This is a genomic window from Mucilaginibacter sp. P19, assembly GCF_050632265.1.
Lineage (GTDB): Bacteria > Bacteroidota > Bacteroidia > Sphingobacteriales > Sphingobacteriaceae > Mucilaginibacter > Mucilaginibacter gossypii.
On record NZ_CP192586.1, the window covers coordinates 4069455 to 4095767 of the forward strand.

A 26313-nucleotide genomic window follows, 5' to 3' on the forward strand; every position below is an offset into this window, starting at 1 on the left:
TAGGGTTAAGGAAAACTTTAACATTTTTATTTTTAATTATACAGGTAAAAGGCAGTCAAATTAGTCTTTTTATTTTATTTATTGTTTAGGAATCCGTTTCTCAGCGGTTAACTGCTTAACTACGTCGGCCAATTTCTGACGATCATGCGCGTATTTTTCAAGATCAACAATTTCAACTTTCCTAAACTCAACAGGATGACTTTCGCTTTGCAGGGAAATTGTACCACTTTTTAACAACGCACCCTCCTCTGTACTGCCAACCGGGTCCAGTTGCGGGCGCTGATAACGTAACACTTCTTCTCCGTTTACATAATGCACCACCAGCGAATCGCCCAAAACAAGAGCCTCCACCCTAACCCACTGATCGCCATGAAAGGTTTCGGATTTTGAATCCAGGCAATGACTTTTAACAACCGAGTTATTTAAAACGTACTGTGTACCGGGGGTGCACACGTTCGCGGTCGGCCTTTTATCTTTACCATTGCCGCCCAACAACTGAACCTCAATGGATATTGGAAAATCCTGGTCTACCTTCATAGTTTTAGGATCCTGACCATGTATCATAATTCCGCTGTTGCGAAACGCCCATCCGGGGCCACCTTTTACCTGGTTACCTGTGAAACGATACTCCACACCTATAAGATAATATGAAAAAGGCTTTTTGTAAAACAAATGCCCAAACTGGTCATCAAATTTTTCATATTGATCATAATTTACCTGGATCTTATGATCAACAACCCTGAAGGTGTTACCAAAATTTTCATTTAATTGATGTTTCCTGATTTTAACAGTCCAATCCGTTAAATCCTTTCCGTTAAAAAGCTGTTCCCACTTAACTTTCAATTTTGGGTCCGGGCTTTTCAACGCCAGCAATATGGGCAGGCTTATTAAAAATAAAACATTCAGTATTGAAAAAGTGAGTCCACGCTTTATCATGACATATTTTTTGATTATCTAACTATTAGTTTATTGCCCGAAAGATAAAAAAGCAGATTGCTATATCGGTTTAATCGGCTGCTGATCAAAAATGCAATAATAGAATTAGAAAAAAGGGGGTAAAACCCTAAATTTAAGGGGGTAAAATAAATTGCCTGTAAAAATCAAGATACAGAAACCTATCTGGTAGTATAGAAGCAATTAGCTTATAAACATATACTCAAAACATCACCCTGAACACTACTCTGCCCTTGCTTTGTAACATTATCACTTGGATTAAAAAACAAGACACTTTTGTAAATCATTTTGATATTTTTACTTACCAGTTATTAACTAATAATTTATGTTGCATAGTAGGATAAATAACATCTTAAATCCGAAAATATACTTTAGTTTCCTGTTCCTTTTCGTTTACCTAAATGTTTTTGGTTTCACAGCCGGGCAGCCCGTGCGGTATCTTGGTATCGAAAACGGACTATCTAATAATGCGGTTACATCTCTCTACCAGGATCAATATGGTTTTATGTGGATGGGTACTTATGATGGCTTAAACCGGTATGACAGCGATGAATTTAAAGTCTACAGAAACGAGTGGAACAACAACAAATCCCTCCCATACAATCATATAAGTGCCTTAAATGGTGTTGGTAACAAAATATTGATAGGCACACAACGCGGGCTTGTTTTTTATAATTACCCCGACTCTTATTTTTATCCGGAATATTTCCGGGAGCACAACAGCGGGCGCCGGTTAAAAATAGCTTCAAATATAAATGTTATTGTAACCGGTAAGGATAGCAGTATATATATAGGATCCGATGAGCTGGGATTATTGAGATATGATAAAACCAGGAAACTTTACCTGCAAACGAGGCTTACCGACCAATATAATTATAGTGTAAAAGCATTATGCCCTACCCGGGCAGGCGTTTGGGTATTTGTAAAAAACCGCGGGCTGGGTTTATACGATCCAAAATCTGATCGTATAAATATCATCAATACTCAACTTTACAATGCCAGTTGCCTGCTTTCAGATAAAGCGGGCAACCTTTGGATAGGCACTGAAAACGGCTTGTTTATATTTGACAGTAAAACACGAGCTATCAAGAGGTTTCAACTGGCTATTGATAAACTTACCAGCGATAACATATCCAATTTAACTCTCGACGAAAAAGGTAATATCTGGATAGCTACCGACGGTGGCGGCATCAATATTTTAAATACAGATAGTGGCAAACTCACTTTTATTACCAATGGTAACAAAGCGGGTTCATTGCGCAGTGGGGCTGTTACCGCTGTTTATAATGACAGGGAATCAAGAAAGTGGATAGCAACGCTGCGCGGTGGGGTTAGCGTGGTGGACAATTTTAAAAAGCCATTTGCACTTTTTAACAACGATCCCTTCAACAAAAACAGTGTGATCAACAATTTTATTCTTTCCTTTTGCGAAGATGAAAAGCATAACCTATGGATAGGCACCGATGGCGGCGGGCTTTCTTACTGGGACATTAAAAATAATTTATACACCGGCTATACTCATGCATCAACCGGCGGAGGCTTAAGTACCGATTTTATTGTAAGCATACTTAAAACCTTCGATAATAAAATATGGGTTGCTTCTTTCAACGGTGGTATTGACCAGTTTAGCAAAGCTACCGGCAAATTCAAGCATTACAACTGCTATAATACATTAACCCAAACAACCGATAGAAACCTATGGAAACTTTTTGAAGATTCCAGGCACCATTTATGGGCAGGTACTACCAGGGGTGGCCCATTATATCTTTATAACCGAAAAAATGACCGCTTTGAACTATTTGATGAAAACCTGGTTAACATACACGCTATATTTGAAGACAGTAATGGAAACTTATGGGCAGGTAATTACACCCGGCTCATTAAAATAGATACCGTTAAGAAGGCTCATCATTTTTTTAATGTGGGCTATGGCATCAGAACCATCGCGGCTGATAATTCAAACCATTTATGGGTTGGCACTGAGGGTGGTGGATTGCTAAAATTCAACCTTCCTGATATGAGCAGTGTGAGGTATACCAAGGCTAATGGTTTGCCAGGTAACTCAATCCTTAACATTCTTATCGACAATAAAGAAAACCTATGGTGCAGTACTTACAATGGTTTAAGCAGGTTTTCCCTGGCAAAAAATAAGTTTACAAATTATATTGTTTCTGATGGTTTGCAAAGCCTCCAATTTAATTACAACGCGGCTATCCGGCTTCAATCGGGCAACATGGCCTTTGGAGGGATTAATGGATTTAACATTTTTAATCCCGACAGCATACAGGTAGCAGACCATCGGCCCGATCTTCGTATTACCGGCCTGAAAATTGACAATTTAGAAACCGATGGCTCCAGCGAATTGCTCAAAAATCAATCTGTAGCCGATCTTAAAACAATCCAGCTTAATTATGAACAGGCTGCGCTTACCGTTCATTACACGGCGCTCGAATATTCGTTTCCGGATAAAATTGAATATGCTTATTATCTTGAGGGATGGGACCATGGGTGGAACTATGTGGGCAAGACCAAATCTGCATATTACACTCATTTAAATGAAGGCTGCTACAGGCTAAGGATCAAAGCTACAGACACCCGGGGAAACTGGATGCCGAAACAGATCAGTGTTAAAGTTATTGTGTTTCCGCCATGGTACAGAACGTTGTGGGCCTACGGGGTATACCTGGTTATTATCTTTGGGATAATATACCTTTATCTTTTATATCGGGTAAAGCAGGCAAAGCTTAAATTTGAAATTAACCTGGCTAACTTAAAGGTTGAAAAGGAAAAAGAACTGAATGAAAAAAAGCTCGCTTTTTTTACCAATGTTTCGCACGAGTTCAGAACGCCACTTACGCTAATCATTAATCCTGTCAAAGATCTGCTGGACAAAAATAAAAGCCATTCGGACGAGCTAAATACAGTATATAGGAATGCCCGCCGCTTATTAGGATTAGTAGATCACCTACTGCTGTTTCGCAAAACTGAAAGCGAAAACGCGCAGTTAAATATAAGTGAGATAAATTTTGTACGGGTATGCGAAGAGGTATTTTCGTGCTTTGCACATCAGGCTAAAATCAAAAACCTGAATTTTAACATTGAAACAACCAGCAGGAATATCGCGGTATTTGCCGATGTCGAAAAAATAGAGATCTCATTGTTTAACCTTATTTCGAATGCGGTTAAGTTTACACCTGATCATGGCACCATCAAGATTTTTGTAGAAGAAGATGACACACATGTTTACTTTAAAATATCAGATAATGGCATTGGTATCAATACCGACACCGGCGATAAACTGTTTGATAAATTTTATCAGGTAAAGGACAATAATTATTTTAAAAAGGGCTTTGGTATCGGTTTGTACCTGGTTAAAGTATTTATTGATTACCATAAGGGCACGATAAATTATTTAAATAATAAAAATGGCGGAACAACCTTTACCTTAAAGCTATCGAAAGGAATAAAACACTTTTCGGCAGAGGAGATAAATATTGTAACAGTTCCTGACTATAATTTTGTAAATGACCTTATAGATCATGACAGTAAAGAACTGATTGAAGAGAATGGTGAATTACAGAAGCTTGAACTGTTTAGCCAGGAAAAGCATACCCTCGTTGTTATTGACGATAATGAACAGATCAGGACATATATCAAAAAATATTTTTTGCCGACTATTTAGTTCTTGAAGCAAAAGATGGAGCAACCGGTCTTGAGCTGATTAAAAAATATATACCAGATCTGATCATCAGCGATATTGTAATGGACGGAATAAACGGGTTGGATTTATGTAAAATGATTATGGAAGATGCGGCGATAAAGCATATCCCGGTTATTTTGCTCACCGGCGATACCACACCCGATATTATGGTTAAAAGCCTTGAACAAGGCGCAATAGACTTTTTGCGAAAACCATTTGATAAAGAATTGCTCACAGCAAGGGTTAAAAGTGTGTTGAGGAATAAAACCAAACTTCAGCAATATTTTTATAAGGAGGTTACGAAGGAAAACATAGCCATTAATATTTCGCGGGAAAATAAAGACCTGCTCAACAACTGTATTGCTGTTATTGAGCAAAACTTCAACAGCGACAATTTTGATGTTTATGCCCTTGCCGATGCAGTCGGCATTAGCTATCCAACATTATTTAAAAGGATCAAAAGCACTACCGGTCAGTCTATCAATAACTTTATCAGGTTTGTTCGCCTGCGTAAAGCTGCCGAGCTTCTTATCCAAACCAATTGTAATATCAACGAGGCGGCAATACAGGTAGGGATCAGCGATATCAAATATTTCAGGGAACAATTTCACAAACAATTCGGCGTCAATCCATCAGAGTTTATCAGAAAACACCGGGCAAATTTCCAGGTCTCCTATCGATTAAACGAGTTTGAAAAACCTCAGGTAAATTAAATATCAATTGGACAAAGGCGAGTAGAAGAAACATCAGGCTGTCTTAAAAACAGAAAAACAACCTTGAATATAATTTTCTCGCCCTTTAATTTATAGTTATGTCCCTCTTTTATACTTTAAACTATGCCTTACTTTGTTTCTGACAAAATCGACAATCTCATTTAAGATTTATAACTATTTCGTTATCATGATTACTAAAATAATAACTGCCATATTGCTTATAGCGCTTCCGGTTCTCGGTAAATGTCAGCAGGATACGCTGGGCGGCTATAAATTGGTTTGGGCAGATGAGTTTAACAAATACGGTGCTCCCAATCCGGATAATTGGGCATTTGAATCCGGTTTTGTACGGAATAATGAAGATCAATGGTATCAGGAACAAAATGCAATTTGCCGCCACGGCAAATTGATAATCGAAGCGCAGAGGGTACACCTGATAAATCCTGGGTACGTACCTAACAGTACCAACTGGAAACAGAAAAGACAATTTATAAATTATACCTCATCAAGCATTAACACAAGGGGCAAGCACAGCTTCCAATACGGCCGGTTCATTATGCGAGGCCGTATAAGTACCGATGCCGGCCTATGGCCCGCTTTTTGGACCTTAGGTATAGAAAAGCCCTGGCCTGCCAACGGAGAAATTGATATTATGGAATATTACCAGAGTAAGCTTTTGGCTAATATTGCCTGTGGTACGGCGGTCCCTTATAAAGCCAAATGGTATAGTAACACCAAAGCCCTCCATACTTTCAAAGCTAACTGGAGTAAGAAATTTCATACCTGGCGTATGGATTGGGATGCCACAGCTATAAGTTTATATGTTGATGACAGCTTGCTCAATCGTATCGAGCTAAAAGATCTTGTTAATCAGGACGGCACTCAATTTAACCCTTTTATGCAGCCTCATTATATATTGCTGAACCTTGCAATAGGAAGCGACAACGGTGGCGACGCATCTGCTACAAAATTCCCTAAACGGTTTGAAGTTGATTACGTTAGGGTGTATCAAAAAAATAAAGCGCTGGATCAGTACATTTTGTTTGCTGCCTTTTAAAATTGTCATATATACATTATTCCTAACCAAAAACAGGGACATAAGACCGTTTTATTTTAAAAACGTTGCATATAATGGATTTTATCCCCTTTTTTTACAGCTTTACCCCTTTTTTTGCAAAAAAATAGCACTTAATTGTGGCTACCAATTAACATAGACTGTTTGTTATCCCCTGCAAAAATTATACGGCTTTTTCGTACAGATTTTTTATTTGTTAAAAAATTGCCTGCTGATGTTGTGCAATAATATAGCTTCTTAAGTTTTAAGAAACACCAGGCTACAATTATTAACGCCGGCATAAAACGGAAAGCTACCATTGTTCTTTGAGATTACCGCCTGAATTTCGACCTGAATTTAAACTGTTATTTTAACAATTATTCTATTAACTCATTTCATAACCTAAATAAAAAAATAATGGCAAGACAGAAAAACTAAAAAGGAAAACGGACCATGATCCAGACGCATTAACAAATGCCAAGTTTTAAATTCTAATCACTCCCAATTATGCAATATTTTTTACCTGATAAAATATCTTTGAGAAGAAAATCCGGGTCAGTAGTTTTATCACTGATCCTGCTGATAGCTATGCAAACAAGCAGCTATGCAGCTAATGCCTTTAACTCTTTCAGCGGAATAAAACTTAACCGATATACCGCCGCTGTACCTATTAAAGGTAAAGTAATTGACAAAACCACCGGTGAAACCATCATAGGCGCATCCGTAAAAATCAAAGGAACCAGTACAGGTGCCGTTACCGATGTAAACGGTAGTTTCGCGCTTAACGCCGATCCTAATGCTGTACTGATAGTTAGCTATATAGGCTACGAACAGGCTGAGTTTCCACTTAACGGACAAACCTCGGTAACCATCAGGCTGCAGGTAAACGCCAAGAACCTGAACGAGGTTATCGTGGTAGGTTACGGTACCCAAAAGAAAACATCTTCAACCGCGGCCGTGTCAACCATTCAAACTACCGAAATTGCAAAAAAACCGGTGGTTAACTTAACCAACAGCCTTGTTGGTCGTGCATCGGGTTTAATTATAACCCAAAGCAGTGGTGAACCAGGCTATGATGGTTCAAACATCCTGATCAGGGGTATTGGATCCAATGGTGGTAGTTCGCCGTTGCTTGTGGTTGATGGTGTACCACGCGATTTCAGCCGCCTTGACCCTAATACCATAGAAACCTTTTCTGTATTGAAAGACGCCGCCGCCGTTGCCCCGTATGGTGTGGCCGGCGCAAATGGCGTAATCCTGGTTACAACAAAAAAGGCAAATCGGGCAAACCGACTTTAACTTATAACGGCTACTATGGTATCCAGAATCCGACCAAAGTACCCACATTTGTTGGCTCATATGAATATGCGCTTCTGCGTAATGAGGCCAATGCCAATGATGGCCAGCCAGCGGCATACACCGCAGACGATATTCAAAAATTTAAAGACCACTCAGATCCTGATGGTCATCCTGATGGCCATCCTTTGCAGCAAATTATCCAGAAAAACCGTCCAATCACTTATCACAATGTAACGCTTTCGGGAGGTACAGATGATATCAAGTATTTTGCAGCCCTTGGATATACTCACCAGGCAGGTATGTGGAGCACAACCTATCTTGATAAATATAATGGTTCGTTAAACTTAACTGCAAACGCCACTAAAACCACAACGGTATCCCTCTCTGTTAACAGTTATGTAGAAGATCAGCACTTTCCATCCCAAAGTGCTGCCACAATTATTGGGCAGGCACAACGCCAGGCGCCGACAACGCCTATTTATTACAGTAACGGATTATGGTCTGGTTATATCGGTCAGTCGCTTATAGGCGAAATTTATCACAGCGGTTATCAATTCAATGAAAATACGGCCGTATTGTCGCAGTTTACAATTGACCAGAAGCTTCCTATCAAAGGTTTAAGCTTGAAAGGTGTGCTCAGCTATGATAATGGGCCGGATCCTTTATTCACAGGAAATCAAACCTCGTTCCAGCGTATTTATACTACCCCTATACCTTTCTATAATGTTGACGTTACTACCACCCCTTACACTTATAAACAGGGGATACAAGGTAACTCAAAGGCTACATTTTCAGAAAATTACAGCCAAAACCACACATTGACCATTCAGGGCTTGTTATCTTATGCAGGTTCATTTGGCAAAAGCGATATTACCGCTTTAGGCGTTTTTGAAAGCCGCCGCGTAAAGTATCAAACATTTGGAGCCACTAAATATAACTACAACCTTGATATTGATGAATTGGATTTTGGCGGTCCGGCAGCTGCGGATGCAACTAACTTTGGTCGATCAAGCGGTCAAAAACAAATTGGTTATGTGTACAGAGTAGGCTACTCATACGATAAAAAATACCTGTTTGAAGCAACGGGCAGATATGATGGAAGCTACCTGTTTGCTCCAGGCCATCGTTATGGCTTTTTCCCTGCTTTTTCTGCCGGCTGGCGACTGTCCGAAGAAAAATTCATTAAAGACAATATTCTCTGGCTTGATAACTTAAAACTTAGGGCTTCCTGGGGTAAATCGGGGGCCTATCCAAGAACTAATAACAATATTCAAACTTACCAGTATCTAAACCCTTATAACCCTTATGCAAACTCCGCTGTTATTAATGGCAGTGCAACACAGGGAATCAACGAGGCATTGCAGGGCAATCCTAATATCGGCTGGGAAAAAGCGACTAAAACAGATATTGGATTTGAAGCTACGTTATGGAAAGGTTTACTAAGCATTGAAGCCGATTACTTCTATGAAAAAAGGGGCAATATGCTTGTAAGCATTGGGAATACATTACCCGGTGAATACGGCCTCGGCGTAGGGCTTGTAAACGGCGGCATCATGAGTAATCACGGTATCGATCTGACACTGCAAAGCTCCCATAGCTTCTCAAAAGACCTGCGGTTAGATGTTACAGGTACTTTCACCTTTGCCAGGAATAAACTATTACAAGTTTATGAGACAAACGCAACAGCGAACAATCCAAACAGGAGAATAACAGGCAGGCCTTTAAATACCATATTTGGATACCAGGCGTTGGGTTATTTCAAAACAACGGATTTTAACGCAGATGGATCACTCAAAGCTGGTTTACCAGTTCCTTCTTTCGGACCTGTTAAGGCAGGCGATATTGAATATGCTGATTTAAGCGGACCTGACGGAAAACCAGACGGCAAGATCGATGCTAACGACCAAACTGTAATAGGCCATCCTAATACGCCAGAGATCATCTATGGTTTAGAACCTAGGTTAACGTTCAAAAACTTTGATCTTGATGTTTTATTCCAGGGTTCGGGTAACAGCAACATTGTTATCAGCAACTATTTTGCTTTTCCTTTCAACGCATCCGGTTCGGCCTCTCAGTTGGTGTATGACGACCACTGGACGCCATCAACCCCAAATGCTTTATACCCAAGGGTTACCGGCACACCAACATCAAATAACACGCAAACTTCGTCCTGGTTTGTCAGAAATGATTCCTACATCAGGTTAAAGAGCTTTGAAGTTGGCTACACACTGTCAAACAAGCTGTTGCGGAATAAGATCCAGTCTATAAGAATTTACGTTGCAGGGCAAAATGTCATTAACCATTTACCTCATGTAAAGGAAATTATTGACCCGGAAAATAGTGGCAATAACACCAACTACTATCAACAGCGTGTATTTTCATTAGGTTTAAATGCCACATTCTAACTAAAATAAGAAAGCGATGAAACAGATTTTTAAAAAATACAGAGAGCTTTTTTACTTGCTTTGCTTGTTGTAAGTATCAGTGGATGTAAAAAAGATGATTCTTTAAATGTGACAAATAAAGCATTTCTAACTGATGTAGCTACATTCAGTTCGCAAAGTAATGCAGATCTTTTTGTAAATGACATATATAATCAAATCCCCGACGTCAACAATGACTATCAGCTAACAGAACAATATGCCGATAACAGTTTTTGCGGGGCAGCCTGGGAAAACGGTCAGGCAACTGTAAGGGCGGGTTCCATTGGCCCAAGTAACGTACCAACCGGCCCCGGCGGTATGTGGTCATGGGAAGGTAACTATAGCAAAATACGAAAATGCAATGTATTTCTACAACAGGCGGCTTTAAATAAAGCGAAGTATACCGACGATTGGTACAAGCAGCGCGTTGCGGAGGTTACGTTTCTAAGAGCTTACTTCTACTCCCTGTTGTTCACAGCTTACGGAGGGGTGCCTATTATTACCGTACCGCTTGATAACCGGAACGGAACTGATATTTTTACTGCCCGGGGCACTATTGATGAGACTGTTGCCTTTATTGAGGCTGATTGTGACGCTGCTGCCGCTGTTTTACCTACAAAAGCAGCACAAACCGGGAGAGCCACAAAAGGCGCCGCATTAACACTTAAGGGCTGGGTAGAGCTTTTTGCAGCCAGTCCGCTGGTAAACACAGCCAATGACGCAGGGAAATGGAGTAAAGCAGCGGCTACCAACAAATCAGTGATGGATATGGGTACTTATAGCCTGTTCAACACTTCGGCTACTTCTTATGCCGACCAGTTTTTATCGGCAAACAACTGGAATATTGAAACCATTTTTGCCCGCGGTTATGCAACCGGGCCTGCAAAGGGCAGTCACCGGGAAGGTTATCTGGGCCCGGTATACGTGAATGGTGTTCAGCAGTCATGGGGAAACCTTGCTCCAACACAGGGCCTGATTGATGATTATTCGATGGATAATGGGTTGCCTATTACAGATGCGGCTTCTGGCTATAATCCTCAAGCCCCTTACGCCCATCGTGAGCAGCGTTTCTATCAGTCAATCTTATATGATGGTGCAGCATGGCAGGGAGATATAATAAAAACGCGAATAGGCGGCAGTAACCAGATAGACCTTGGCTCGTCAAGCGATATCACCAATACCGGCTATTACGCCCGTAAAACACTGGATGAAAGCATCACCGGGCAAACCAGTATCAACCTGGCGCCAAGCTTTGCCAATTACATTATTTTCCGTTACGCGGAAGTGCTGTTAAGCTATGCTGAAGCGCAAAATGAAGCGGTTGGGCCAGATGCATCGGTTTATGACGCGGTTAATAAAGTAAGGGCGAGATCTGCATTGCCTGCCGTAAAAGCCGGCTTAACCAAGGATCAAATGCGTGTATATATTCGTCGCGAACGGCGTATCGAGTTGGCTTTTGAAGATAAGCGATGGTTTGATATTCGCCGATGGCTGATAACTACCGGCACAAACGGTGTGCTTACCACGCCGGAATATGGAATGAAGATCGAAGCCGGTGGGTCAGGGCTAACGTACACCACGGTCAAGATATTCACCAATACCTTCTTCGAGCGGCAAAACTGGATGCCAATTCCGCAAGCGGAAATTGACAAGAATAAAAAACTGGTACAAAACCCAGGATACTAAAAGATTAATACCTTGATTTTACATAACCCCGGGGCAAATGTCCAGGGGTTATGTATTTAAAGACAACTCTCACCGATTAATATTTTTTAGCTTTAAGCTTTGTGCATTCTGCTTTTAGCTTTTGTATATTAACTGCCTTTTAAAATATTCATGAATAATAAACCTGATAGTCACCGTCCTGCAAAAAATCGCAAAGTTGTAATTGTTGGTTCGATTGTTTTGGTCATAACCGTTTTGGTAGTTTATTCAATATGGCATTTCTCTGAAAACAAACAGGATAATGCCGGTACAGATCTACGTACCGATTACCCGACGGCAACCCTTCAAAGCATTGCCAGGGGTAAGATATTATCACAACAATATTGCCGCTCGTGCCATATGCTGCCCGAACCAGCGTTGCTTAACAGGTTTAAATGGAAAAATGTATTTCCGCAAATGGGTTTACGTATGGGCATTAAAGCCCACAGAGGTGAGTCATACGTAGGGACAATTAAGGGCGACGATTTGATTGTGCCCGACAAGCCCGCATTAAATGAGGAACAATGGCAAGATATTATCGATTATTACATGAACACCGCCCCTATCGCCTTACCTGCACAAAACAGGCCCATGGCTATTAAACGGGAACTCCCCTTTTTTAACATCCAAAAATCACAGCAATCATTTGACGGCAAACAGGTGCTGGGCTGCTATGTAAGAATTGACAACAGCGCTAAGCCCGCTCGTGTTTTTATTGCCAACGGGCAAACAAAAAAGCTTTATCTTTTATCAGGTCAATTAAATATCATCGATTCGGTATCAACAACCGGCCCTGTGGTTGATATGCTTTTCGACCATGGCAATACCATGATTTGCACCATAGGCAATGAATTAGGTGCCAACAGCGATAAACTGGGGACTATAACCCCATTAACCATTTCCGCCGAAGGCAAAATGCAATTAGCATTTCAGCCTGTATTCAATAAGCTTGGTCGCCCGGTTCAAATACTGGCGGCCGATTTAAATAATGACAACAAAACCGACTATGTTATTTGTGAATTTGGGAGTATAACGGGCGAGCTCTGTTGGATGGAAAATTTGGGTACCGGCGCTTTTACCAAACATGTAATAAGTAATTTACCCGGAGCCATAAAAGCATATATTGATTATAAGGATAAAAAATTACCTGGCCTGTACGTGCTTTTTGCACAGGGAGAAGAAGGGATTTTCCATTTCGAAAACAAAGGGAGCGGCAAATTTGAGTCAAAGGAAATTTTAAGGTTTCCGCCAATTTATGGGTCGTCCTACTTTGAAATGGTTGACATGAACCATGACGGGTATAAAGACATAGTTTACACCTGCGGCGATAACGGGAATGCAACGCTGGTATTAAAACCATACCATGGTATCTACATTTTTTGAACGATGGAAAAGACAATTATAAACAGCGATATTTTTATCCGATAAACGGCTGCTATAAAGCCATCGCTAAGGATTTTGATAGTGACGGAGAAGTTGATCTTGCAACAATCAGCCTTTTTACCGATGCAAAGCAACCCGAAGAAGGCTTTGTATATCTAAAAAACACCGGCAACTTAAACTTTGTCCCATATGCATTTCCTGCCGATACAAAGTTTGAACGCGCGGTAACTCTTGATGCCGGTGATATAAACGGTGATGGAAAGCCCGACCTGCTTATTGGAAATGCCTTTTTTGATTTTGGCCCTTTCAGTTATAATATCAAAGAGCCGCTTTTCTACGTTTTAAAAAACGTTTCGAAATGAAAGTAACAACTAAATTTCCAAGGCAAATAGATCAGGATTGTTTGAGGGAACTATAGCTGTTTTTCAAACACGATGTATATATTATTACAGCCCACATACGTAAAGCCTAACCTTTTACAAATATTTACTGCTTTAATGTTGTCAGCATTCACCTCGGTACGACATTTTTCAAACCCCTTCATTGTTAAATCTTTTAATGCAAATTCAACAAGCCTTCGGCCATACCCCATCCGTTTTGTAGAAGGATCGATGATCAGCATGGAAATAAACCCAACTTTATTTTCATAATCGTTGGCATAATAAGCCAAAAAACCCTGTAAAGCATCTTGTGCCATAATAGTTATGATACATGCTTTTTCAATTAACTTATCAATGTAACCATCCAAATCGCCTACTTCAAACAACCCGCTTTCGTCGTTAATCATCAGGTTCATTAAATCATAAATTTTCGATTTTAGGTAAGAGCCCTGTTCAATCATGATTGGTTTAAAATTTATTTACTTAATTTAAATCGGTTATATCAGCCCAGGTAAATAGCAATTAACAGAGCACGTTAATATGTACTAACCTCTTATCGAAAATCAAATGATGCCGATACAAAAGTGACTGATATTTAGATTACATAACCAAATTATAAGTATGTTTTTAAAGAAACAACAAGAGTAAAATAATGGTACTAAATTGTATATGACTGCACATAGCGTTTACACCATTTGTAAATCGGTTTTTTAGAATTCTATCGATAATGGATAAACCACAACATATTGACCCTGTTGGCCAATTTGGTTTTGGCCACCTTTAGTTATCAAAATCAAATAGTTAAGAATGTAAATGAAATTGGTGAAGAGGGATGAATCAAAAATGGTTTTTCCAGATCTCCTTTATGATGCGAATTGATGGCAACTTTGAGTATTTGACATAAAGCAAAATCATTTAACCATTTGATTTAAAATTTTTTAACAGATACAAATCAATATCAGCGGGTGGAAACCTGTTAGAACACCTGGAAGGGATTTTGGAGGTTGTAAAAAGTATTAAGAAAGTGTAAACTCAGTCCTGCTTTTAGTACTTGTCTACCAGATCATGTATAAATTTATTGTATTCATCCCGCATGGGCAATTCCATGTTTATATAAAGTGTACGTCGGTTAATTAACACGTGTTCATCGGTCTTCGGATTAAATCCTTCCTTTTTTAAATCCTTCCAATACAAACCTATTCCTCTTTTTTGCCAAGCGGGAAGATTGTTGAAATTTACGCCATACTGAAATAATAATTCATTTTTATTAGCAATGCTCATCCCCTCGATTTTTGAAGTTGCCTCATTCATGGTAAAACCATCTTGTCTTAGCCGCCAGTAACAATGTGCATTTAAGGCGTTTCTGTGTGCATCTTCATTACGCCATCTAAAATAATCTTCCACTAAATTTCTATTGGGAAGCTCTGAGAGGCGGCAGTCAAAAGCTGCCACGCTGCCCAGCGATGCGGAGAATTTGGCGCTGGCTTCGCTTGCTAATATGGAAATGTATTTTCTGGTCTTTCGGCCAAAAAGATTTTCGTTTGGGTGCAGGAGCAGTGATATTTCGTCACTTTCGGTATAACCATATATCACATTGAAACCGCAATTCATCAGGTGTTTTACTGTTTCAACCATCAAGTCCCGAAATTTTTCGTCAAAAGGTGCTTCGAATTTGTGTGTTTCTTTTGTAAGTCTGGTGAAACTTCGTCCATCAATTCTGGCTACAATGTACATATCAGGGAGTACGCAGCGGTCTTGTGAGGTCTCATATATCCTCATTTTTTCATCTAAATCATCAAACTTCATCTAACCATTTGTTTACTGTAAATGTATTATTTTCCGCTACTACATAATAAAGTTCATCAAAACCTTCTGCTATCTGCGGTAAGACAAGACGCTTAAAAGTTCCCCGTATGCCAATTTCAGGGATATTTTCTTTACCAACACGTTGATTATTCCGCTTTATGGCATCAGTTATCTTAGATTGAAAATAATATCCAATCACTTTAAAGTTATTTGCTTTCGCGATAGTTATATATTTTGCTCTTTCTTCCAGGGAAGAATTAGTGTTATCTATTACAAATGGATGGGATGTTTGGATGCAAGTTTCTATAAACCTCAATTCTTTATTTCTTGTGTTTAGCTGGTCTAAGGAAATACGCATGTGGGTGTTAAAAAAACTCTCTTTAAAGAAAGTAGTTTTACCTGTCGCCTGAATTCCGCAAAATATTATAGCTTCCATTTGTGCAAATGTAAGCGTTTAATGGATGTAAGTAAACAGTGTCGGCTTTTATGACGGGACCTATAGCAACAAAAAAGGACCGCAACTTGCGATCCTCTTGCGAAGCGGAGAGAGAGGGATTTGTTTACCTCTTAAACCGACCTGATATTCAATATTTTATATGGATTTTATTTCTTACTCACCGAAATACTCACCACTTTTTTTGTACAGATTAATTGCAAATCTTATAGTGCAAATATAGCAATTTTGGATTTGTAACACATTTTATCGTAACTTATCATGGTGATCATCTGTAACCGCAAAGGTAGCCCGCGAAGCCAGGGCAGTAAAGGGCTTTCGCGGCATAAACCCACAAGCCTTTCACGCACTTGGCCATTTATTCCACGTTCCCTTGACAGCCCTGTCTTCTTCCGCTTTTTGTTGCTTAACAGAAGATTACCTGAACGACTATGCCGGTTTTATAAAGTAGTCCGCCGATAAGTAGCAAGTTTGTGTTTTTGTTACCACAAAAACTCCCCCGATGCCTGCGGCTCGGGGCAAACTTGCCATTGCTCCCGATGGTTGCAATGGACGTTACTATACGAATTATAAATTCATCAATTGCGACTTATTTTAATAAAACAAGCTTCACGTTACTACTGTGGTGATTTGATTTTAGCCAAACTATATAGTCAATTTGAACGCTCATGCAAATGTAATAGCAGTCAATAATTGGAATCATTAAAAAAAGATAGTTTTGTTGTACAAACCTTAATCTATAACATAACAAGGCTAATGAGAAAGCAGCACAGAATTCAAGACCCTGATGTAATTGATGAAAATGTTATTAGCAGACTACTGGACGAAAATAAAGAAGTAATTGTACAATTCTCTTCGGAAGTCTATAACAGTCATATCTTGTCAAAACTCAATGAACTGACTGGCAAGTATGATGAAAATCTCACTATACGGTTTTATGGACATTATAGCAGCTCATTTGATTGTAGTATTGTTGACCAGATACCGGAAGTAAAATCATTGAGTATTGACTGCTTAAGGCAAGCTCATAATTTAGAAAGCATTACTTATTTAAAAAAACCTGAAAAAATTAGGGATAGGCGTATTCGAGCTCAAAGAAACAGATATACTAAGTGCTAAGAATTTCCAAAACTTAAACAGATTGTACATTTTGGACACCAAAACAAAGGCTTTAAACTTGGATTATTTGTCCAGCTACAAAAATTTGGATTATTTAATTGTTGCGGGTCACACCAAGAATATAGAAGCGATAGGCTCTTTAAAAAGATTAGAACATCTCAACTTAAACGGCATATCAAAAGTTCCGTTATCATTTGTAAACGAATTGCCAGTTCTGCACACTTTGAACATCATACTTGGAGGCAGAGATAATATCAACGAGATTGAGGGTAATAACATTGAAAATTTAAATCTCACTTGGATAAGAGGATTAAATGATTTAGAAAACATAAACCGCTTCCATAAGTTAAAAACATTATTAGTTCAAGACCATATTCGCTTGCCGAAAATTCATTTTGGCAAGGAATTTACAAATTTGACCGATATAAAGGTTCTTAACTGTAAAACGCTTGGTTCTCTAACTGGTATCGAAAATCTTCCAGAACTTCATCAACTGAGGGTCTACAGGACAGATATAGATTTTGAAAAGTTTATTCAACAACCGTTACCATTAAAATTGAAAATTCTGGCGTTTTATACTGCTAAAAATAAAGTTGACGCGCAATTAAAATCCCGCTTGAAAGAATTGGGATACATAGACGGACTGGATAGAAATTCGTAGCGCTTTTTATGTGAACAAAGCCTGACTAAAGTTTGGTATATTCCAAATTACAAATTTAAAGTATACTCACTACCATGGTAAAAACGGCCTTTAAACTACAATGAGGTGGGCAAAGTATACTTTGGGTATACTCAAAACCCCGTTTGCAGCGCAAACGGCAAGCAAAGTTGGGCAGAGCCCAACTTCCGCTTGCTCCCCGCTGCCGCGTTTGTACTTTGAGAATTTAATGTATTCGCCCTTCAAAATAAACAGTGCAAAACGCCGTCCGATTGAACAAACCAGTCCTTATTCAACCGTTAAGCAACCAACAGCGCAAGGCCGGGTAAAATGTCAAGGGCCCCGATCCTATCATCGGGGTTTATATACCCTTGACGTTTTATCCCGGCGTGGGCTATCTTCGCTGTAGCAGTGAATAAGGAATGAAAAACCAAGCTGCCTAAAACTGATAATTGGGTTAATCAATAACAAACTTTTGCCTAAGCAATGCCATATCCTGTCCCACTTTTAAATCTAAAATCTTGGCATAGTGCTGGGTGGTTTTGATATTAGTATGGCCCAACATTTTCGATACGCTTTCAATAGGTACACCATTAGACAGCGTTACAGTTGTGGCGAACGTGTGCCGTGCAATATGAAAGGTAAGTATTTTATTGATGCCGCAAACGTCTGCAATCTCTTTCAAATACGCATTCATTTTTTGATTGGTAGATACGGGCAGCGCCTTATCTGTATTGCAACAAAGCGGATGGTCTGCATACCTTTTTAACAAACTCAACGCAGATGGCAGTAAAGGAATACGACTTGGTGTGTCTGTTTTTTTCGTTTGGTATATATCCACATTTCCCCGTCAAGGCCTTTTACTATTTCAGCCGGCTTCAATTTTTTCACATCGGCATAGGCCAATCCTGTAAAGCAACAGAAAAGAAAAATATCCCTCACCTGGTTGAGCCGTTCGGTTGGAAATACTTTATCTGCTATGGCTTGTAATTCTTCCCGGTTTAAAAATATCCTGTCAACCCGTTTAACTTTGGCTTTGTAATTTACAAAAGGGTCTTTATCAAGCCAGCCACTTGCTAAACAAATGCGGATGATCTTGCCAAAGTTCTTAATGTATTTGATAGCGGAGTTGTTGGCGCACTTACGTTCGGATCGCAAATAAAATTCATAATTGGTTATAAAATCATGGTCAATCTGCTTAATGTCTATATCCGAAACTTTGTACTGCCATTCTAAAAAGCTCCGGGTATGCCTTAAAGAGGTTTCGTAGCGTTCCAATGTCCCTGCAGCATACTCATCACCAACCAAAGCCGAAACCTTTTTATTGTGGTCTTTAAACAAGCTGATAAGCATCCGGGATTTTTCGCTCTTACCCAATAGCTTGTTTTTTAAACTTTCGGCAGTAACCATACCGCCAGTTTCGGTTAATTGGCCATGCGCTTCGTACACCTGGGCTTGCAGGTTATCAAGGTAGGCGTTAAAAGATTTGATTTCTTCTTTAGTTCCCTTAAAGCGTCCTGCGGTACTGTTCCATAGAGTAGGTTCACATTCCCGGCCTGTACTGGTTTCTGCCCGTTTACCATTAACAGTAATCCGCAAATAAATAGGCACAAGGCCGTTTTGATGGTTTTTTGGCTTCTTTAAATAAAAAAGCAAGCTGAAGTTAGTTTTCATAATGTTTTGACATTAAAAAGTGAAACAAAATTAAGCTTGCAATCAGATCCGTACAAGATGTTCAACTTTTTAACAGGTTGACTACCAGAATGATACGTAGATATTGATGAGTGAGTATTTTCAAAAATTAACTCACCGAATAACGCACTTTTTATATGCGAAATGGTGGATAAAATGGGCATTTAGCCCAAAAACAAAAGCCTGCAATCATTTGATTTGCAGGCTTTTAATGCACTTTGTTATTGAAACTGGCGGAGAGAGAGGGATTCGAACCCTCGGTACCGTTTCCAGTACGACAGTTTAGCAAACTGTTCCTTTCGGCCTCTCAGGCATCTCTCCGTTTTGTTTTTTTAACTGTATCCCTTTTTCAGGGACTGCAAATATAGTAATTCAAGTATCCCCGCAAAAAAAATTACATTTTTTAATAATCTATCCTAACATGATAAATACTCATCAGCATGCGCTTAAAAATAGCCTTGATTGTTTCTATATCTTTCAAAGTTATATTACTGTCTTTCAACTGGTTTTGATCAAGCTTGTATTTCACAATACGGTCTACCAGTACACTGATGGATTCTTCATCGGGCTCTTTTAATGAGCGCGATGCGGCTTCAACAGAGTCTGCAAGCATTAAAACGGCACCTTCTTTGGTAAAAGGAATGGGGCCGGGATAGCGAAAAATGTTCTCGTTAATGAATTTTTCCGGAAAATTTTTCAATGACGACTGGTAAAAATAATCCACGCGGGTATTACCATGATGGGTACGGATAAAATCAATCACCACCTCGGGCAGGTTGGACTTGCGTGCCATTTCAATCCCCCTGCTCACGTGGCGGATAATGATTTGGGCACTTTCTTCATAAGGCAGTTTATCATGCGGGTTAAAGCCCGAACTTTGGTTTTCGATAAAAAACAAAGGGTTCTCCATTTTGCCAATATCATGATAAAGCGCCCCCGCCCTAACCAGCAAGGCGTTGCCGCCAACTGCATAAATAGCGTTTTCGGCCAGGTTGGCTACCTGCAGCGAATGCTGAAAGGTGCCCGGTGCGTTAAAAGCCAGTTCGCGCAGCAATGGCGCATTGGTATTGGTTAGTTCGATGAGTGTAATTTCGGAAGTGATGGCAAAAACCTTCTCGAACAAATAAATAAGCGGGTAAGCCAGCAGGGTAAGCAGTACGCTAACTACAAACGGCAAAAAGTCCATCCAGTCGATGTTCAGGAAGTCGCCTTCTCGGATAAAGGTAATCCCTAAAAATGCTACGAAATAAGTAAAAATGATAATCACTGCCGAGATCAGGAACTGCTCTCTCCGTACCAGGTTTTTAATGCTATAAATTGATACCATGCCGGCCGTAATCTCATAATAGGCAAACTCAAAGCTATTGGGCACAAAAATCCTGCTATCAGCACCACCAATAAATGGATGTTAAGTGCCAAACGGGTATCAAACAATATGCGAATGATGATGGGTACTATGCAATAAGGGATATAGTATAAATTAGTAGGAAACTGCAATTTTATAGCCAGCGATAAAGTGGCCAGCATGGTAGTAATTACCAATAATATTAAACTTACCAACCTGTTATCGGCGTAAATATCCTTACGGAAAAGATACAGGAAAATCATGAGCAGCGATATAGCTATAGCCACCAGGAAAAATTGCCCCAAGAGCACTAAGTTCCTGTTACCGTTAACACGGGCGTTATCCTCAAAGGCTTTTTTAAATGACTCAAGTTTTTGATAAACATCATCATTAACTACCGAGCCTTTGTAAACTATCACTTCTCCTTTTTGTACCATTCCGCGTGTTACCGAAAGGCCATCTATAACTTCCTTCTCCAGCCTTGAAGTAAGATTATTATCATAGGCAAGATTATTTTGGAGGCGGTTACTGATCACATCGAGCAGGAAGGCTTTATCTAAATCTGTGTGCCTGCTCAATACCTTATCACAATAAGCCTGCGCTTTTTCTTTGGTAAACAGCTCACTGGTGTTTTTATCAGTGGCCACATTCTTATCCAGGATCCGTATGGGGTAATTTTCGGAGCTTTGCTGATATTTGGCATTGGGTTTAAAAACCCCTGTCTGGTAAATTTCGGTCAATAAATCGGTACCGACAGCAATGTACTTCGACTTGAGTTTGTCATTGATACCGGCATTATGCCATTTAATTTCCAGGTCGGCCTTAAAACCATCAATCTGCTGGTTTTGCATGGCGGCATCCAGCTGGTATATAGGCGTAATACTTTCCAGGGCCGATTTCTGATCGGCCATGATTTCCTGAGGTGTTTTTAATATGGCGAAATTATAGGGCGATACCAGGTCTTTCTGGTTCCAGATCCTCCCCTTTTCGTGCTCGTAGCTAAATTTTGCCTGCTTCGGTAAAAAGTAAACAATAAGCACGATACTAATCAGCATCATCAAAAACTTAACATTACGGGCGTATTTGCGCAGTAAAGCCTTTTGGCGCGAAGTGGATAGTTTTGCCATTTAAATGATTAACCTGTCAAAAATAATATAAGTTTCTGTTATATGCAGTTTTTCTTGCTTTTGTAAAAATAAATTTGATATCTTTATGATATCATTTTAAAATCAAACTAAATCATGAATCCTGAAAAAACCATCAACCCGCCATCCGGCTTTGCTGTGCTTATTGTATTCCTTGCATTACTGGTAATAGCTGCCCTTTGCTTTTGGGCGGGTGAAGAACCTATTGGCGCTATGTTAGCTATCATCGGCTTCGTTTTTCTGCTCCCGGGACTTGTTGTCGTTAATCCTAACGAATCAAAAGTGCTTACCCTTTTCGGCAAGTACCTGGGTACTGTAAAAAAAGATGGCTTTTTTGGGTGAACCCTTTCACCGTAAAAAGAAAAGTATCATTAAGAGCCTTTAACCTTAACGGCCAACAACTGAAAGTAAACGATAGCATTGGCAACCCTATTGAAATCGCAGCGGTTATAGTATGGCAGATAAAAGATACCGCCGCTGCCGTATTTGCGGTTGAAAATTACATTCAATATGTAAATATCCAGAGCGAAGCTGCAGTAAGGCACCTGGCCAACTCTTTCCCTTATGATAACCTGGAGGATGAAACTGCAGCCATTACTCTACGCGGTGGCGCCGAACAGGTAAGCTCAATGTTGGAGAAGGAGTTGAACGAAAGGCTTGACCGCGCCGGCATTGAGGTATTAGAAGCCCGCATCTCCCATTTGGCCTACGCTCCTGAAATTGCCCATTCCATGCTGCAGGTACAGCAGGCATCGGCCATAATAGCCGCCCGTAAGCTGATAGTTGAAGGTGCCGTTGGCATGGTTGAAATGGCACTGAACAAGCTATCCGAAAAAAACATAGTTGAACTTGACGAGGAACGCAAGGCAGCCATGGTAAGCAATCTACTGGTTGTACTTTGCGGCGATAAAGCCGTTAACCCTGTTGTTAATACCGGTACTTTATACCATTAATACCATGGACCAATTCAGAAGCTTTGACCAACTCCGCGTGTCGGAATTACCAGTATTGAGGCATGGTTTTTGGCGACCATGGTACGAACTTACCGACGGGCAGTTTAGCTATGGGAAGCTTACCTATACCGGAGCTTTAAAACGCACTTGCTTACTCGAAACAGCAAATGGAGACTGGGTAGTAAAACGCAAGAACTGGATAGGCCGAAAACTTGTTATTGAGCAACCCGATGGCATAGAAACAGGTTTGGTGACACCAGAGATCTGGAGCAGTAAGATAACGCTCAATTTAAACAATGGGCTCGTGGCTACTTTTTATAATAAAAAGGTCCTTTCACGCACCTGCACCTGGGTAAATGAGCAATTGGGCGATATCCTGAATGTAGAAACCAAAATATGGAGCCGGAAAAAGCCATTTATTGTAAAAATGGACCTCGACATGATCAAAAAAATACCAGAACTGCCTTTGCTGGCGTTACTGGGCATAAATTTAGTTTTGTTAAAACAGGCCCAGGCAGCGGCCGCAAGTTGATATGGCCGAAAAGAAAGCATTTGTATTACGTATTAATCCCGACATGCTGAAGGAGATTGAAAGCTGGGCAGCCGAAGAATTCAGGAGCACCAACGGCCAGATCGAATACCTCATGCAACAAGCCCTGCATGCGAGGAAAAAAGGAGTTAAAAAGAAAAAAGAAGAAGAGTGATCAGAGGTTGGAGGTTAGAGATTAGTTGAATACCCATTATATAAATGGACAAAATGCCAGATTCTTAAGTCTTTTAATTCTGGTTCGGATAAGCGAAAACCCTAATCTCTAACCTCCAACCTCTAATCTCTTGCTCAACTAATTTTATTATGCATGCATAGTATTTTCTTTCATCCAAATCACTAAATTTGGCCACCAATTTTAATGAGGGACACATGAAAGAAGTAGTAATAGTAGCGGCTACACGCACACCTATAGGTAGTTTTGGAGGCAGCCTGGCTGCTATCGGCGCCACACAGCTGGGCGCGGCAGTCATCAAATCGGCAGTTGAAAAAGCGGGGTTACGGCCCGATCAGGTTCAGGAAATTTATATGGGCAATGTAATGTCGGCCAATGTTGGGCAGGCGCCGGCAACACAGGCAGCTATTTTTGCCGGGCTCCCTATTTGCCCGCAACAACCGTTAATAAAGTTTGTGCATCGGGTATGAAAGCCATTATGTTAGCCGCCCAAAGCATAGCCATAGGGCAAAACGATATTGTTGTTGCCGGCGGCATGGAAAGCATGAGCAACGTACCCTATTACCTGGATAAGGCCCGCAACGGTTACCGTTTAGGTAATGGGCAAATCATCGACGGTTTGGTAAAAGACGGTCTTTGGGACGTTTACAACGACTATCATATGGGCTCAGCAGCCGAGCTTTGCGCTACCGACTGCAACATCAGCCGGGAGGAACAGGATGCATATGCCATATTATCATACCAGCGCGCCCAAAAAGCACAGGCAGACGGTAAATTTAAAGACGAAATTACCCCGGTTGGCCTTAAAGACAAAAAAGGCGATATCACCATGTTTACTGAAGATGAGGAACCCAAAACAGTTAAGTTTGACAAGATCCCCTCATTAAAACCCGTATTTAAAAAAGATGGTACGGTTACGGCCGCCAACGCCTCGACCCTGAATGATGGTGCCGCAGCTGTAGTGCTTATGAGCCGCGAAAAAGCGGATGAACTCGGTATAACCCCATTGGCTAAGGTGGTTTCCTACGCCGATGCACAGCAGGCGCCCGAATGGTTTACTACCGCACCGTCAAAAGCCATTCCGCTGGCACTGCACAGGGCGGGCCTGCAAAACTCCGATATCGACTTCTTTGAGATCAATGAAGCCTTCTCTGTAGTATCAATAGCCAACAACCAGCTTTTGAACCTCGACCCGGAAAAAGTAAACGTTAACGGCGGTGCTGTTTCATTAGGCCACCCTCTCGGCGCTTCGGGTGCACGAATCATTGTTACCCTTTTACACGTATTAAAGCAAAACAACGGCAAATACGGCGCTGCCGGTATCTGTAACGGAGGTGGCGGTGCCAGCGCAATGGTTATCGAAAATTTACGTTAGTACTTTATAAGTAACGTCATTATAAGCAAAATGTATTTTAGTGATGTTGCGCGTGGGGCGCGTTAGGGATTGCAGTGAAAAGCCCACAGCGCGGGTTGGGTCGCGGGCATGCAACGCGAGGACTTGTAACGGAAAGCCCGGGCCTCAGGCAACGCCCGTATTTATAAAATAGATTATAAAATACAACGCTAACCAACGGTCTACTATTACGTCATTATAAGAAACGAAACAATCTCATTCTATACAAAGAAACTTGCAAAGCCATCTCGCAAAGACATAAAAAAAGCTCAACTAATTAAATTAAAATAGTGACAAAAAAATCCTTCTTACTATCTTCTCCATACTGCTTTGCATGCAAACTTTTGCGCAATACCATGACGAAGGTACAAGGCTCAAAAAACTTAACGAATACCAGGATAGTCTTACCCACCTGGGCAAAAAGATTGTAAATGATGAGAACGATATGGAGCGTAAAAATGCCAATTACCAATTCATTAAAATATTGGTACAGGCGTTAAAGATCAACAATTCCTTCCTGTTTCCGTTTGATTCGGTTAAGAGTGTCAGTATTATTAACTCGCCCGACAACCGCTTCCGCATCCTGAGCTGGCATGTGATGAACCTTGATGGCAGCTACCGTTTTTACGGCACGGTGCAAATAAATACCGGCGGCCCGCTTAAAATGTTTCCGCTTGAGGATTATTCACCATTATTGAAAAACCCTGAAGATTCGGTAACCGATAGTCATAAATGGTACGGCGCTCAATACTATAAGATAATGCCTGTTTATGGCCCCAAACCTTATTATGTATTATTAGGCTGGAAAGGCAATACGGTAAAATCGACGAAAAAAGTGATCGATGTAATTTCGTTTAACAATGGCGTACCGCAGTTTGGGATGCCAGTATTTAATGGTAACAGCAAAACCCGCAACAGGGTAATATTTGAATACGCCCGGCAGGTATCTATGCTGTTAAGGTTTGTACCCGAGCAAAACATTATTGTATTTGATCATCTTTCGGCTCCCGACGGCCGGAGCAAGGATAAACCTGAAACCTTTGGCCCCGACCTGAGTTATGACGGCTATAAATTAAAAGATGGTCGCTGGACTTATGTAGAAAACATCGATATGCGCAACATTACTGATGGTACCAGTACCGATAATCAATATATCGACCCTAAAAAACAAGCCGCAAAAGATCGGGCACTGTTACCGGTGAGGCACTAAGAAATTAAATAACAGCAATAATCAAAAATTAACCATTTTGTTACAGAAAGTATCTCATTTTCGGTATTAAATTTCGGTTTATAAGATTTATATTACCTTTAGCAAATTTTTAAGTTAACTGATGCAAGAAAAAACTGCTCCCCTAAAATCAAAATTCCCCAAGAGCGTCCCTTACATTATTGGCAATGAAGCCGCTGAACGTTTTA

At 40.4% G+C, this 26313-nt stretch carries 22 protein-coding genes, 1 tRNA gene and 2 pseudogenes; 16 read left to right on the forward strand and 9 right to left on the reverse strand.

Translation table 11 applies throughout. From position 1 onward, the window contains the following. Positions 1 to 78 precede the first annotated feature (78 nt). Positions 79 to 936, reverse strand: coding sequence for a 3-keto-disaccharide hydrolase (locus tag ACQ86K_RS19680; protein WP_091162440.1), 858 nt, complete (start codon positions 934 to 936; stop codon positions 79 to 81). 343 nt (positions 937 to 1279) lie between these two features. Between ACQ86K_RS19680 and ACQ86K_RS19685 the strand changes: the two genes are divergently transcribed. From ACQ86K_RS19685 to ACQ86K_RS19720, 8 genes are all read left to right on the forward strand, one after another. Beyond that, on the forward strand, positions 1280 to 4636 hold the full coding sequence (locus ACQ86K_RS19685) for a ligand-binding sensor domain-containing protein (protein WP_431198601.1): 3357 nt from the start codon (positions 1280 to 1282) through the stop codon (positions 4634 to 4636). A 50-nt stretch (positions 4637 to 4686) separates the two neighbouring features. After that, positions 4687 to 5367 carry a helix-turn-helix domain-containing protein gene (locus ACQ86K_RS19690; RefSeq protein WP_431200893.1) on the forward strand — a complete coding sequence of 227 codons (681 nt, stop codon included), beginning with the start codon at positions 4687 to 4689 and terminating at the stop codon, positions 5365 to 5367. 187 nt (positions 5368 to 5554) lie between these two features. Further along, on the forward strand, positions 5555 to 6424 hold the full coding sequence (locus tag ACQ86K_RS19695) for a glycoside hydrolase family 16 protein (protein WP_431198602.1): 870 nt from the start codon (positions 5555 to 5557) through the stop codon (positions 6422 to 6424). A gap of 534 nt (positions 6425 to 6958) precedes the next feature. Further along, the gene (locus ACQ86K_RS19700; protein WP_431198603.1) at positions 6959 to 7720 is read left to right on the forward strand and encodes a carboxypeptidase-like regulatory domain-containing protein; all 762 of its coding nucleotides are present in this window, start codon (positions 6959 to 6961) and stop codon (positions 7718 to 7720) included. Positions 7721 to 7740: 20 nt separating this feature from the next. Continuing rightward, a complete protein-coding gene (locus tag ACQ86K_RS19705) occupies positions 7741 to 10125 on the forward strand; it encodes a SusC/RagA family TonB-linked outer membrane protein (protein ID WP_431200894.1) in 2385 nt (794 codons plus the stop codon). 108 nt (positions 10126 to 10233) lie between these two features. Further along, positions 10234 to 11829 (forward strand): RagB/SusD family nutrient uptake outer membrane protein, encoded by a 1596-nt coding sequence (locus ACQ86K_RS19710; protein WP_431198604.1) that lies wholly within the window; start codon positions 10234 to 10236, stop codon positions 11827 to 11829. A gap of 150 nt (positions 11830 to 11979) precedes the next feature. Beyond that, positions 11980 to 13230: an FG-GAP repeat domain-containing protein gene (locus ACQ86K_RS19715; protein WP_431198605.1), complete on the forward strand. Its 1251-nt coding sequence runs from the start codon at positions 11980 to 11982 to the stop codon at positions 13228 to 13230. Beyond that, entirely contained in the window at positions 13227 to 13592 is a 366-nt protein-coding gene (locus tag ACQ86K_RS19720) for an FG-GAP repeat domain-containing protein (RefSeq protein ID WP_431198606.1), read from the forward strand. Before ACQ86K_RS19715 ends, ACQ86K_RS19720 begins: the two co-directional genes overlap by 4 nt. A gap of 50 nt (positions 13593 to 13642) precedes the next feature. On the opposite strand, the gene ACQ86K_RS19725 is transcribed toward ACQ86K_RS19720, so the two are convergent. From ACQ86K_RS19725 to ACQ86K_RS19735, 3 genes are all read right to left on the reverse strand, one after another. Beyond that, a complete protein-coding gene (locus ACQ86K_RS19725) occupies positions 13643 to 14071 on the reverse strand; it encodes a GNAT family N-acetyltransferase (protein ID WP_091162429.1) in 429 nt (142 codons plus the stop codon). Between the two features lie 583 nt (positions 14072 to 14654). Then, positions 14655 to 15416, reverse strand: a complete 762-nt coding sequence (locus ACQ86K_RS19730; protein ID WP_091162427.1) for a tRNA(His) guanylyltransferase Thg1 family protein — start codon at positions 15414 to 15416, stop codon at positions 14655 to 14657. Then, complete coding sequence (locus ACQ86K_RS19735; RefSeq protein WP_091162425.1) at positions 15406 to 15852, reverse strand: AAA family ATPase; 447 nt, start codon at positions 15850 to 15852, stop codon at positions 15406 to 15408. Before ACQ86K_RS19735 ends, ACQ86K_RS19730 begins: the two co-directional genes overlap by 11 nt. Before the next feature lie 774 nt (positions 15853 to 16626). Between ACQ86K_RS19735 and ACQ86K_RS19740 the strand changes: the two genes are divergently transcribed. Both ACQ86K_RS19740 and ACQ86K_RS19745 read left to right on the forward strand, forming a co-directional pair. After that, positions 16627 to 16989 (forward strand): hypothetical protein, encoded by a 363-nt coding sequence (locus ACQ86K_RS19740; RefSeq protein WP_091162424.1) that lies wholly within the window; start codon positions 16627 to 16629, stop codon positions 16987 to 16989. A 31-nt stretch (positions 16990 to 17020) separates the two neighbouring features. Beyond that, complete coding sequence (locus ACQ86K_RS19745) at positions 17021 to 17650, forward strand: hypothetical protein (protein WP_143020667.1); 630 nt, start codon at positions 17021 to 17023, stop codon at positions 17648 to 17650. Positions 17651 to 18104: 454 nt separating this feature from the next. Here the strand turns inward: ACQ86K_RS19745 and ACQ86K_RS19750 are convergent, their stop codons facing one another. From ACQ86K_RS19750 to ACQ86K_RS19770, 5 genes and pseudogenes are all read right to left on the reverse strand, one after another. After that, positions 18105 to 18425 (reverse strand): site-specific integrase, encoded by a 321-nt coding sequence (locus tag ACQ86K_RS19750; RefSeq protein WP_431198607.1) that lies wholly within the window; start codon positions 18423 to 18425, stop codon positions 18105 to 18107. Then, positions 18422 to 19321: a phage integrase SAM-like domain-containing protein gene (locus ACQ86K_RS19755; RefSeq protein WP_431198608.1), complete on the reverse strand. Its 900-nt coding sequence runs from the start codon at positions 19319 to 19321 to the stop codon at positions 18422 to 18424. Before ACQ86K_RS19755 ends, ACQ86K_RS19750 begins: the two co-directional genes overlap by 4 nt. 249 nt (positions 19322 to 19570) lie before the next feature. Beyond that, a tRNA-Ser gene (locus ACQ86K_RS19760) sits at positions 19571 to 19660 on the reverse strand. A gap of 82 nt (positions 19661 to 19742) precedes the next feature. After that, positions 19743 to 20516: an HDIG domain-containing metalloprotein gene (locus tag ACQ86K_RS19765; protein ID WP_431200895.1), complete on the reverse strand. Its 774-nt coding sequence runs from the start codon at positions 20514 to 20516 to the stop codon at positions 19743 to 19745. Beyond that, positions 20493 to 21811 (reverse strand): annotated as a pseudogene (locus ACQ86K_RS19770) (HD family phosphohydrolase); the annotation flags it as partial. The gene ACQ86K_RS19765 and the pseudogene ACQ86K_RS19770, both read right to left, overlap by 24 nt. A 114-nt stretch (positions 21812 to 21925) precedes the next feature. Between ACQ86K_RS19770 and ACQ86K_RS19775 the strand changes: the two are divergent. The 6 genes and pseudogenes from ACQ86K_RS19775 (at position 21926) to ACQ86K_RS19800 (ending at position 26107) form a co-directional block, all read left to right on the forward strand. Continuing rightward, complete coding sequence (locus ACQ86K_RS19775; protein ID WP_431198609.1) at positions 21926 to 22171, forward strand: hypothetical protein; 246 nt, start codon at positions 21926 to 21928, stop codon at positions 22169 to 22171. Next, complete coding sequence (locus tag ACQ86K_RS19780) at positions 22168 to 22782, forward strand: SPFH domain-containing protein (RefSeq protein WP_431198610.1); 615 nt, start codon at positions 22168 to 22170, stop codon at positions 22780 to 22782. The genes ACQ86K_RS19775 and ACQ86K_RS19780 overlap by 4 nt, the downstream gene beginning before the upstream one ends. A gap of 4 nt (positions 22783 to 22786) precedes the next feature. Then, positions 22787 to 23314 (forward strand): hypothetical protein, encoded by a 528-nt coding sequence (locus ACQ86K_RS19785; protein WP_143020666.1) that lies wholly within the window; start codon positions 22787 to 22789, stop codon positions 23312 to 23314. Between the two features lies 1 nt (position 23315). Next, complete coding sequence (locus tag ACQ86K_RS19790) at positions 23316 to 23486, forward strand: ribbon-helix-helix domain-containing protein (protein WP_091162415.1); 171 nt, start codon at positions 23316 to 23318, stop codon at positions 23484 to 23486. A gap of 215 nt (positions 23487 to 23701) precedes the next feature. Beyond that, positions 23702 to 24879 (forward strand): annotated as a pseudogene (locus ACQ86K_RS19795) (acetyl-CoA C-acyltransferase). 352 nt (positions 24880 to 25231) lie between these two features. After that, positions 25232 to 26107 carry a hypothetical protein gene (locus ACQ86K_RS19800; protein WP_091162411.1) on the forward strand — a complete coding sequence of 292 codons (876 nt, stop codon included), beginning with the start codon at positions 25232 to 25234 and terminating at the stop codon, positions 26105 to 26107. Positions 26108 to 26313: the final 206 nt, after the last annotated feature.

What these genes read in the sequence shown, in the direction of transcription:
- ACQ86K_RS19740 (WP_091162424.1), top strand. Translation starts at nt 16,627, where the DNA reads ATGAGAAAGCAGCACAGAATTCAAGACCCTGATGTAATTGATGAAAAT.
- ACQ86K_RS19775 (WP_431198609.1), top strand. Translation starts at nt 21,926, where the DNA reads ATGAATCCTGAAAAAACCATCAACCCGCCATCCGGCTTTGCTGTGCTT.
- ACQ86K_RS19685 (WP_431198601.1), top strand. Translation starts at nt 1,280, where the DNA reads ATGTTGCATAGTAGGATAAATAACATCTTAAATCCGAAAATATACTTT.
- ACQ86K_RS19730 (WP_091162427.1), bottom strand. Translation starts at nt 15,416, where the DNA reads ATGAAGTTTGATGATTTAGATGAAAAAATGAGGATATATGAGACCTCA.
- ACQ86K_RS19755 (WP_431198608.1), bottom strand. Translation starts at nt 19,321, where the DNA reads ATGAAAACTAACTTCAGCTTGCTTTTTTATTTAAAGAAGCCAAAAAAC.
- ACQ86K_RS19695 (WP_431198602.1), top strand. Translation starts at nt 5,555, where the DNA reads ATGATTACTAAAATAATAACTGCCATATTGCTTATAGCGCTTCCGGTT.
- ACQ86K_RS19725 (WP_091162429.1), bottom strand. Translation starts at nt 14,071, where the DNA reads ATGATTGAACAGGGCTCTTACCTAAAATCGAAAATTTATGATTTAATG.
- ACQ86K_RS19800 (WP_091162411.1), top strand. Translation starts at nt 25,232, where the DNA reads ATGCAAACTTTTGCGCAATACCATGACGAAGGTACAAGGCTCAAAAAA.
- ACQ86K_RS19785 (WP_143020666.1), top strand. Translation starts at nt 22,787, where the DNA reads ATGGACCAATTCAGAAGCTTTGACCAACTCCGCGTGTCGGAATTACCA.
- ACQ86K_RS19790 (WP_091162415.1), top strand. Translation starts at nt 23,316, where the DNA reads ATGGCCGAAAAGAAAGCATTTGTATTACGTATTAATCCCGACATGCTG.
- ACQ86K_RS19680 (WP_091162440.1), bottom strand. Translation starts at nt 936, where the DNA reads ATGATAAAGCGTGGACTCACTTTTTCAATACTGAATGTTTTATTTTTA.
- ACQ86K_RS19715 (WP_431198605.1), top strand. Translation starts at nt 11,980, where the DNA reads ATGAATAATAAACCTGATAGTCACCGTCCTGCAAAAAATCGCAAAGTT.
- ACQ86K_RS19735 (WP_091162425.1), bottom strand. Translation starts at nt 15,852, where the DNA reads ATGGAAGCTATAATATTTTGCGGAATTCAGGCGACAGGTAAAACTACT.